This window comes from Citrobacter sp. TBCS-15 (genome assembly GCF_005280815.1).
GTDB lineage: Bacteria > Pseudomonadota > Gammaproteobacteria > Enterobacterales > Enterobacteriaceae > Citrobacter > Citrobacter werkmanii.
This window is the reverse complement of sequence record NZ_SZWK01000002.1, coordinates 1-638: the sequence shown is the minus strand read 5'-3', so window position 1 is coordinate 638 and position 638 is coordinate 1. Positions and strand designations below refer to the sequence as shown.

General features: G+C 37.1%; 2 protein-coding genes. Both read left to right on the top strand.

Annotated elements, in window-relative coordinates:
• A partial coding sequence (locus FDW96_RS00015; RefSeq protein WP_212732833.1) for a hypothetical protein occupies positions 1-271 on the top strand: 271 nt, incomplete at its 5' end.
• Positions 258-638 (top strand): DUF1071 domain-containing protein (locus FDW96_RS00010; RefSeq protein ID WP_137365014.1); only part of this gene is annotated, 381 nt, incomplete at its 3' end. The genes FDW96_RS00015 and FDW96_RS00010, both read left to right, overlap by 14 nt.

Genomic DNA, 638 nt, shown 5'->3' with positions numbered 1-638 from the left:
ATATATGAAAAGCAACTACAAAAGTTTAAGGGCAGAAGAAAAAGCAAGCAAACATTATGCTAGAGGCGTCAGAAAGCTGTCTAAAGAGCTTGAAGAAATGAACGAGATAAAGTATAGGGTTGGGCCTAACGAGTGCTTATATGGCTTGATAAGTGAATTATGGAGCTATTGGGAAGACGGATATATTTTACCAATGCTTAAATATAATATCGAAATTACAAGACAAGGGGATGTATTCATCGTGGAAAGAGGAAAAAATGAGCGTATTTGAAAACTTAAGCGTCATTAATGTCAATGATAAAAAGAGTAAAAAGAATAATCTTGACTATCTATCTTGGGCATTTGCTTGGGCAGAAGTAAAAAAAATATATCCTGAAGCAACAAACAAGATTTATAAGAACAAGGATGATTGGAATTACCACACAGACGGTCGCACAGCTTGGGTTGAGGTTGGAGTTACTATCGAGGGGTTAGAGCACATTGAACATCTTCCCGTGATGGACTATCGAAACCAGTCAATTCCGCTTGAAAAACTGACTTCAATGGACGTGAATAAAGCAATTCAACGCTGTTTAGTAAAAGCAATCGCAAGGCACGGTTTAGGTTTATATATCTATATGAATGAAGACCTCCCTGAC